Source organism: Clostridium sp. 1001270J_160509_D11 (assembly GCF_015667935.1).
Taxonomy (GTDB): domain Bacteria; phylum Bacillota; class Clostridia; order Peptostreptococcales; family Peptostreptococcaceae; genus Intestinibacter.
Window position 1 is genome coordinate 1 of record NZ_JADPET010000110.1, and the last position, 9,996, is coordinate 9,996.

Annotated in this window: 8 protein-coding genes; 6 read left to right on the forward strand and 2 right to left on the reverse strand. The window is 26.5% G+C overall.

From position 1 onward, the window contains the following. Positions 1 to 136: 136 nt before the first annotated feature. A complete protein-coding gene (ilvB, locus tag I4U58_RS10170; RefSeq protein WP_195931211.1) occupies positions 137 to 1,819 on the forward strand; it encodes a biosynthetic-type acetolactate synthase large subunit in 1,683 nt (560 codons plus the stop codon). Between the two features lie 326 nt (positions 1,820 to 2,145). Here ilvB and I4U58_RS10175 read toward each other — a convergent pair whose 3' ends face one another. Then, the gene (locus I4U58_RS10175) at positions 2,146 to 3,324 is read right to left on the reverse strand and encodes an IS1595 family transposase (RefSeq protein ID WP_195931213.1); all 1,179 of its coding nucleotides are present in this window, start codon (positions 3,322 to 3,324) and stop codon (positions 2,146 to 2,148) included. 1,113 nt (positions 3,325 to 4,437) lie between these two features. On the opposite strand from I4U58_RS10175, the gene I4U58_RS10180 reads away from it, so the two are divergent. The 3 genes from I4U58_RS10180 (at position 4,438) to I4U58_RS10190 (ending at position 7,317) form a co-directional block, all read left to right on the forward strand. Beyond that, positions 4,438 to 4,614 (forward strand): hypothetical protein, encoded by a 177-nt coding sequence (locus tag I4U58_RS10180; RefSeq protein WP_195931214.1) that lies wholly within the window; start codon positions 4,438 to 4,440, stop codon positions 4,612 to 4,614. Positions 4,615 to 5,106: 492 nt separating this feature from the next. Then, positions 5,107 to 6,804, forward strand: a complete 1,698-nt coding sequence (locus I4U58_RS10185; RefSeq protein ID WP_195931216.1) for a phospho-sugar mutase — start codon at positions 5,107 to 5,109, stop codon at positions 6,802 to 6,804. A 90-nt stretch (positions 6,805 to 6,894) separates the two neighbouring features. Then, entirely contained in the window at positions 6,895 to 7,317 is a 423-nt protein-coding gene (locus I4U58_RS10190) for a DUF2115 family protein (RefSeq protein ID WP_195931218.1), read from the forward strand. 400 nt (positions 7,318 to 7,717) lie between these two features. Here I4U58_RS10190 and I4U58_RS10195 read toward each other — a convergent pair whose 3' ends face one another. After that, a complete protein-coding gene (locus tag I4U58_RS10195) occupies positions 7,718 to 8,821 on the reverse strand; it encodes a cation diffusion facilitator family transporter (RefSeq protein ID WP_195931221.1) in 1,104 nt (367 codons plus the stop codon). 148 nt (positions 8,822 to 8,969) lie between these two features. Here I4U58_RS10195 and I4U58_RS10200 point away from each other — a divergent pair, with 148 nt between their 5' ends. Together I4U58_RS10200 and I4U58_RS10205 are read left to right on the forward strand one after the other, a co-directional pair. After that, entirely contained in the window at positions 8,970 to 9,353 is a 384-nt protein-coding gene (locus I4U58_RS10200) for a hypothetical protein (RefSeq protein WP_195931223.1), read from the forward strand. Between the two features lie 132 nt (positions 9,354 to 9,485). Next, entirely contained in the window at positions 9,486 to 9,659 is a 174-nt protein-coding gene (locus I4U58_RS10205; protein WP_195931225.1) for a hypothetical protein, read from the forward strand. Positions 9,660 to 9,996: the final 337 nt, after the last annotated feature.

Here is a 9,996-nt window from a genome sequence, read left to right on the forward strand (position 1 = left end):
CTTCTATTTTTTCGCGAAGTCTTTTTATATATACACTAAGTGTATTATCGTTTACAAAGTCATATGTAACATCCCAATAAAAATTACAAAGTTTAATTAAATTGATAAAAGAAATATTTAAGGGGGACAAATCAAGATGCAAGGTGCTAATCTTATAATAGAATGTCTAATAAAAGAAAGCGTAACCACTATGTTTGGTTATCCTGGAGGAAGTGTAATACCAATATATGATGCACTATATGATTATACAGACCAAATAAAACATATAAGAACATCTCATGAACAAGGCGCAGTTCATGCGGCTGATGGATACGCTAGAACTTCTGGAAAAACAGGTGTATGCGTTATAACTTCGGGACCAGGAGCTACTAATGCAGTTACAGGAATAGCAACTGCATATATGGATTCATCACCTCTTGTAGTAATATCAGGACAAGTTGGAACAAGTTTATTAGGAAAAGATACATTTCAAGAAATTGATATAACAGGAGTAACCTATTCTATAACAAAACACAATTTTTTAGTTAGAAACTTAGAAGAACTTCCAAAAATAATAAGCCAAGCGTTTACAATTGCAAATGAAGGAAGAAAAGGACCTGTTTTAGTTGATATACCTAAAAATCTACAAGTTACAGACATAGATTATAATATGGAAAATTATATACCATCATGTCAAAACTCCAAAATAAAAGATGAGTTTGAAATAAGAGAAGAAAATGAAACAAAAAATAAGCTTAAAGATGTAGCAAACTTAATAAAAAAATCTAAAAAGCCCGTAATATATGCAGGTGGTGGAATAAAATCAGTAGATCAATATGATTTATTAAAAAACTTTGCACAAAAAATCAATACACCAGTATTAAATACACTTATGGGACTTGGCGGAATAGACAGACAGGATACACTTTCATTAGGGCTTGTAGGAATGCATGGAAGCAAAGAAGCAAACCTAGCTATATCAAACTCAGACTTAGTAATATCTATAGGAGCACGTTTTAGTGATAGAGTAATTGGTAATAAAGATGAATTTGCAAAAAATGCAAAAATAATACAAATAGATATTGATTCATCAGAAATGAGCAAAAATATACCTGCAGAAATTGAATTAATAGGTGACTTAACAGATGTTCTTAACGGTATTTTAGAAATAGTAGAACCTAAAAATAATTCAGATTGGTTATCTGAAATAGATACTTTTAAAGATACAGAACACATAATAGATAAAAATGCCTTCCATCCTAAAAATATATTAGAAGCATTTAATAAAAAATTAGGAAGCGAAAATACAACAGTAGTAACAGATGTCGGACAACATCAAATGTGGACCGCGCAATATTGGAGCTTTGAAAAAGGAAGAAGTTACATAACTTCAGGAGGCTTAGGTACAATGGGATTTGGCCTAGGAGGAGCTATCGGAACAAAATTAGGAACACCGCAAAAAAACGTCCTACTAGTTACAGGTGATGGAAGTTTTAAAATGAACTGCAACGAACTTGCAACCGTAGCAACTCAAGATTTGCCTATAGTAATACTCCTATTTAACAACAATGCACTAGGAATGGTTAGACAATGGCAAAACTTATTCTCACATAAGAGATATTCAGAAACAGATATATACGATAAAACTAATTACATAATGCTAGCAAATGCATACGGAATAGAAGGACATAAGGCGCAAAATTTAGAAGAATTAAATCAAATTCTAGAAAATTTAACACTAGACAAACCAGTCCTTATAGAATGTCAGATAGATCACGACATCAATGTATTCCCAATCGTTCCACCAAACGATAATTTGCTTAATTTAATATGTAATTAATCTAAATAAAAATCAATGTAAAATGGGGCAGTATAAAAATATATTTTTGTACTTGCTCCTTTTTATTTGTTAAAAATTGATGGTATAAAATAAAATATTACTTATTACTTATTACTTATTACTTATTACTTATTACTTATTACTTATTACTTCAATACATTATGATTATATTAAACAACTTTGTGATAAATAATATATAAAGTGTATGGGAGATAAAATACAGAATAGAGAAAATATAATAATTAAGTAATTAAAATTATTAAAAATATAAATTAAATTTATAAATAAATAATAATCTTCATATTAAACATATATATTTTTTAAGTCTAAATAAATTCTACTTTTCTAGTTTGAATTTCTTTTTTAGTTATAGATAAATTTTTTGTCGTAAATTCCATAAATAAGTCGTTTATTTTACTAATTTTAGTTAATTTCTGAACTTTAAATAAAAAAGAGTACCATGCTAAATAATTATTTAGATATTTAGTAGCAACACCATGGAAGTTAGCCAACCAATTAGATAGTTTTGTATGATACATAAGCACATGATGTACTGTATAAATTGGAGCGCTCATTCGACTTTTAGCTTTTTTAAAATTAACTTTAAATTTATTCGAAATTATTCTATATGGATAATTTAAAAAAGAACATAATGTTACATTTTTCTTCAGTTTGCCTTCAAAGAAATATAGTTCATCTTGACAAATTTTCTTATTATATGACCTAAAATATGGATTTTCTATTATTCTTGTTAGAATATGACCATTTCTGTCCATTGCTGTATTAATTTTGACTTGTATAGGTTTTAGATATTTAGCTGGATTTTTTAGAAAAATATTTGAATTCATAAAAGTGAAAGTTATACTTCTAGGTAAATTTTCATATTCAAAATTTTTAAAATAACGGTCTTCTTCTATAGATTTGTTATTACTTTTTCCTTTAAAAGATTCATTTAGATGGTATTCATCGACATATACGAGACCTTCAAAACTTTGATTTCTCAATGATAAATTTAAAACATCTAAGATTCTATGACGCATAAAAAATGATGTTGGAATACTGATTGAAACTTGTTGTGCACAATACTTTATAGTTCCACCTTTTATCATAAAACGACAATATTTTAACCATGTATCAAGACTTAGCTTAGTATTAGAAAGCGGAGAAAAGCTTCTTTCATCAAATGTAGTTCTACAATTTTTGCAAATATATCGTTGTCGATTATTAGTAATTCCATTTTTATTAAGTTCTAAATGACCACATTTTGGACATTTTAAGCTATTTTTAAACTTTCCTCGCAAAATTTCGAGGTCTCTTTTTTGACCTTTCGGGAAATTATCTAAAAATTCGCGGTCTGAACCAAGATCTATTTTATTATAATAAGCCATTTTTATTTTAGATTGAATTATATGTACTAAAGATTCAAGTTCGTCTTTATTGAGACAGTTAGTCATAGATTCTAAATTTTTTGTTTCAAATACAACAGGTTGTTTTTTTGAAAACATATTTTCATACTCCTTTTTAAAATTTATTTTTATATATTTTTAAATTAAAAATCATTGTTTGAAGTCAGTATTTTAAACTGTTTAAAACAAATTCTATACATATATAGAATATATTCTTTATAAGTAAGTAGATTATATCCAACTTAAAGATTTTATATTCAATTATCACAAACTTGTTAAATATAATCATAATAAAGGAATAAAGGAATAAAGGAATAAAGGAATAAAGGAATAAAGGAATAAAGGAATAGGCTATGAGGAATATAATGGATTATTTTATGTACAATATAAAAAGAAGAAATATAAAATTAGTCGGATAACAAATCATATTATTATTTTATTATCAAAAGATTAGAATATATTATAAATTAGAATTGATTCTAAAAAATCGATTCTTAAATGGAATGAATTTGTATTATAATGAATTGATTTAATTAGTAAGATAATATACTATTATAAGTAAGAAATGTTGTTATATAAATGTAAATTTAGCAATAGCTTAAATAATTTAACCCACCCTTGCACGATAATTAAATTATCGTGTTTTTTTTTATTAAAGGTAAAATGGAGATATTTTTTTATCAATTATAGGTTAAAGTTTGTTAAAAATATTTAATAATGTATAATAGCAGTAGGATGACAGGAAGAATTATTAAGTTCTAATTAATATAGATTATAAGAACAATTAAGGGATAATAGTATGGATAATAAAATGGGAAATTAAGAGGTGATAGTGTGAATGATATGAAGATAAATCAGTTTATTAGGGGTGTTAGGTTAGATAGGAATAAGGTTGAGATATTTTAGGTTAATAAACGAGCTTATCAAGGTGGCAGATAGTTTATAATTGCGACGAAATCTCTGATTTTAATGGCATATTCTGAGAGTTTTATATATGAAATTAAGGAAAATATTGAGTGAGTTATAAGGAGAGCGAAAATGATAATATTACGAAAGATTTTTTTAATAATTATAAAAAAATGATTTATATATTGCCTAAATAATATATAATAGCTATAAAGAAAAAATATATTATATGTTGATTTAATATTAAGTTAATAGAGAGAATGTATATTAAATTAATATTGTAAAAATTAAGGAGGCAGAATAATTATGGCTGAACAAAGGGTAACAGGATCTTCTCAAAGAAATGCAAAGGATGTTGCATATGAGCTTACTGAATTATACTATACTACTGTAGTAAATAAAGAAAGTATGAATGATGTTTCTCCTGAAGAAGTGGCAGAAACTTATATGAAAATATACAATAAGATAACTGGATGTAAATAAGTTATAGAAGATTATAATTTTATATAATTGAATTTATATAAATTATTTACATAATGAAATTATTCGGAAGTTATTAAATTTTACATAATTAATAAAGAACAGTAATGTAGATTATTAATGTAGTGATAAAGAATAGTGATAAAGACTAGTAATTAAGTAATAAGGCTGAATAATTGAGCAATAAAGAAGGTATGCATAAAATAAAAATTTTGTTTATGCATACCTTTTATTATAAATATATTTTTGTTATACAATATATATTGAGAGACAGACAATATCTGAAAAAGAAAAAGCTTTCCATAAAATGTAAAAAATAAGTCGGAAAACGTTATTTTAAAAATATTTATGTTTACTATCACCCAAAAACAATATACAATATACATAAAGAGAAATATATTGATATGAAGAAATTTATCTTAAATATATGTGGATAGGTTTCTGTAATATTTGTAAAAAATTATAAAGTTTTAAATTTTGAAAGAGGGAATGCAGATGAATTACATGGAAATTTACAATCAATGGCTTGAAAGTGATTATTTCGATGCCGAAACAAAACAAGAACTTGAAAATATTAAGGGAAATGAAAAAGAAATAGAAGACAGATTTTATACAGATTTAGAATTTGGTACAGCAGGACTTAGAGGAATAATAGCAGCGGGGACTAACAGAATAAATATATACACTGTTAGAAGAGCTACTTTTGGACTTGCAAACTACATAATGAAAAACACTACAGAAGAAGAAAAAAATAGGGGTGTAGTAATAGCTCACGACAATAGAAATATGTCTAGAGAATTCTGTTTAGAAGCAGCTAACACATTAGCAGCTTGTGGTATAAAAGCATATATATTTGATTCATTAAGAACAACTCCAGAATTATCTTTTGCTGTTAGAAAATTACACACTATAGCAGGTATAGTTATAACTGCTAGCCACAACCCGCCAGAATACAATGGATATAAAGTATATTGGGAAGATGGGGCACAAGTTATGCCTGAAATAGCAGCTGCAATAACTGATGAAGTTAATTCAATAAAAGATTATTCAACAATACCAACTATAAAAGAAAATCAAAAAGATTTAGTTGTAATGTTAGGAGAAGACCAAGATACTGCATTTATAGAAGCTGTAAAAACTCAAGTAATCAAAAAAGACTTAGTTAAAAAAGTTGGACAAGACTTCAAAATAGTTTACACTCCACTTTGTGGAACAGGAAATGTGCCTGTAACTCGTGCTTTATCAGAAGTTGGGTTTAAAAATGTGTTAGTAGTTCCAGAAGAACAAAATCCAGATCCAAACTTTGCAGGAATCGAATATCCAAACCCAGAAGAACACAAAGCTTTAACTAGAGGTATTGCTCTTGCAAAAGCTGAAGGTGCTGACTTAGTTATAGCAACTGACCCAGACTGCGATAGAGTTGGTGTAGCTGTTAAAACTACAACAGGAGAATATGCACTTCTTACTGGGAACCAAATAGGTGCAATGTTAACTAATTATATAATAGAAAGTTCTAAAGAAGAAAATAAACTAGACCCTAAAGCTACATTAGTTAAAACTATAGTAACTTCAGAATTTGGTGCAGATATAGCAAAAGCAAATAACTTAGATGTTATAAACGTGCTTACTGGATTTAAATTTATAGGTCAAAAAATAAAATCTTTTGAAGAAAGTGGAGATAAAACTTACTTATTCGGATACGAAGAAAGTTACGGATATTTAGTTGGTACTCATGCAAGAGATAAAGACGGTGTTGTTGCATCATTATTAATATCAGAAATGGCAGCTTACTATTATGATAAAGGCATGAGTTTATATGAAGGATTACAAGAATTATACAAAAAATACGGATACTTCAAAGAAAAAACAATCTCACTAACTTTAAAAGGTATAGAAGGTCTAGCTAAAATAAAAGAAATAATAACTTACTTCAGAGAAAACGACATAGAAGAATTTAATAATACAAAAGTTGTAGACTTAAAAGACTACCAAAAAGGTATAGACGGTCTACCAAAATCTAACGTATTAAAATACTTCTTAGAAGATGGTTCTTGGATAGCTATAAGACCATCAGGAACTGAGCCAAAACTTAAATTCTATGTAGCTGTTAAAGGTCAAGATGAAGTTAAGTGTTTAGAAAAAATAGCTAATATAGAAGCTGATATCAATAAAATAATAGATCAAGTTAAATAATAAGATAAGCATATAAATATAATAATTTTACTTATAAGGGCAGGGACTTTTACGTTCCTGCTTTTTTAATACAAGAAGGAGATGATAATAATGAAATTATCGCAGTTAATAACCAAGCTAAAATATGAAATTACCCCAAAAGAATGGGAATTACTAGAGGCAAGAGATTCAACAATTAAAATTAGTGAACATAATAGAAAAACTTTGCTTGAAATGAAAAATACACAAATAACAAAAGATAAAGAAGTTTCAACTGATGTTATAAATGATTTGAAGTTAGAATTAGAAACGTATTTAAATAAATATATGGCAGAAGATAAAAAGGATCATAAATGGATTATTATTTCTAGTTTATATTTGACTTATGTGAAGGAAATGCCGATGCATCCAATAGACAAATTAAATATAAAGGTTGTAAAAGAAAATAATAAAGTGATTTATTACTGCCCATTTAGAACAGGCGAAGGGGCATGTAAGTATTGTGTTTGTCAGAATGGGGTAGGATGTGTGTAAGGAATTTTTGTGATAGTTGGATATATTCTATGGATAGTACGCAATTTAAAAATATTGCGTACTTAGTTTTGCGATATGGTGGAGTATAAAGGTACACCATTTAAAGATATTGCGAACTTAAAAATTGAGTTAAATACATCTCATGTTACGGTTAAATTACCAGTAATTTACACATTTCTTATTTACATAATATAACATGAACGTTGAAATACCAATAATTATAAGAAAAATTTCCAACCGAAGTGCAAAAAATAAATATTGGACTAAAAAGTACTCTAATCCATTGAAATAACTATATCACATCACACTGATTAAAAATATGCGGTTGGAAAAAATTTATATATAGTGAGTATTTAATATGTTTAAATTTAGATTTAATTTTATAAATATTTCAGATTATCTATGAAAACTCTGAATCAACTATTACTGTAACTGTATATTCATTAAATTTGTCTTTGATTGTTTTTTCTAATCTACTTTTTATTTCACTCCTATCACAAGAAAAGTCTAAAATAACATCACAAAAGATTCTTTTATCTTTTTCATCAACTACCACTCCATGACATCCAAGACAATGCAGTTCATTTTCCTTAAAATTCTTGAGAATACTCCAAACTTTTTTAGTAGTTTCTGAACTATTATCAACGCCATAAATCCCAAAAATAAGATAAACATGGGTTTCTTGATAAATCTTCATTTGTAATGTATGAATCACTGGATAAATTTCACCAAGAGTCTTTTTATAATCCATTTCAACATTAATACTACCGATATTTGTATTAGGTCCATAATTATTTAATATCAAATCATGTACTCCTAATATATATTCAGAGCTTTGGATAACTTCATAAATTTTATCTTTTATTTCAGAGTCTATTTTTCCGCCAAGGAGTTTATTTATAGTATCTTTAAGGACTTCAAACCCAGTTTTTAAAACAAATATAGAGATAAAAAGTCCCGCATATGAATCTATAGAAAACTTTGTAATCATATATATTATTGCAGAAATAATTGTTACGATTGAAATGATTGCATCATTTTTAGACTCTTTTCCTGATGCTACTAAAGCACCTGAATTAAGCTTTTTTCCTTGTTTTTCAATATATATGCTTAGAAAAGTTTTTACTACTACTGTGATAAATAATACAAAAACTATCAACAAATTGTAATCTACAGCATTAGGATAAAAAATACCTTTTACAGATGATATAATTATTTCAAAACCGGTAACTAAAACTATGATTCCGATAATCATACTAGTTAGATATTCAATTCTTCCAAATCCAAATGGATGATTTTTATCTGGGTTCTTTTGAGCTAATTTTGTACCAATGATTGTAATTAATGAAGATGATGAGTCAGTTAAATTGTTAACTGCATCAGATGTAATAGCAATAGAACCAGATGTTATACCAATTATAATTTTTATACCTGCTAAAATGAGATTAGTTATAATACCTAAAATAGATATATTTACAATTTGTTTTTCTCTACTTTTTTTCAATTATAATACTCCTTTCGTTATTTTTACTCTACTTTTTATAGTATTTATGGCAATAAGATTAATTATACATTTTACTTTTATTTAAATATAAATATTAATTAAAAAATATGAAAACCTAGTAGTATATAAAATTATTTAGGAGATTAAAATGAATAAATTAATAGAAAATGCGTATAAAATAGCTGATAAAAATGCAGTTATCTTAAAAGGTAATATAAAAATAAGCGGTGATGTAAACTGTTTACTATTTGCCCATTACTGTGATAGCACATTGTTTTATAAAAGATTTTTTAAAATAAGCAAAGATATACTTAAAGTTAATAAAATATCTAGAAAAAACCTTAAAGAAATTAAAATATTATTAAAATCACATGGTTATAAAAAGGTTTGGTCGAAAGGAGTTTTTTCTATATATGGTGATTTAAGACCTTTAGCTGTTAAGGCTGGATTTGGCGATTGGGGTACTGATGGAATAATTGAAAATGAAAAGTATGGTTCAAATTTTTTGATAAGTGCAGTATTTTATAAATAATTGGAAAATGTCTTAGGCTACGGCCTAAGGCATAGATTTTTCACCGGCTACATTAACACTTTTCAATTTGTGTGGTTTATAATATAAGTAATAGGATAATTTTATTTGCAATAAATGTTAGGGGGTAAAATTATGGAATATACAATATTAGAATTTTCTCAAAAAGCTGCTTGCGAACTTGGTTTAGATATTACTAATCTTGCTATACTTAGATGGTTTGTGAATTCTAAGTACTCTGGCAAAATGTACTCGATTTTAATTGACAATGAAACTTATTGGCACTACAGACATATGAATCTGTATTAGGTCAAAATATTACAATTCCATATATTAATATTTTATCAATAGAAGTTGATTAGAATAAAAAAGCATCTATTCTATATAGATGCTTTTTTAGATAAATATTACCTATTTCGAAAATGGAAATAAAAATAAATCTACCTTAAATAATATTTTATATAGCAGATATTTTATTGAAATTGGTAAAGACATAAATGCTATATTTAACTAAAGATAATTATTAAATAACTCTCATGGTAAAAAATATTTTATTATGGGGGTTATTTTAGTATATATAGCATTTTATATAAAAATTTAATCTATCTTAAGAAAAATCCCACCCAAAATCTACATATAATTTAAT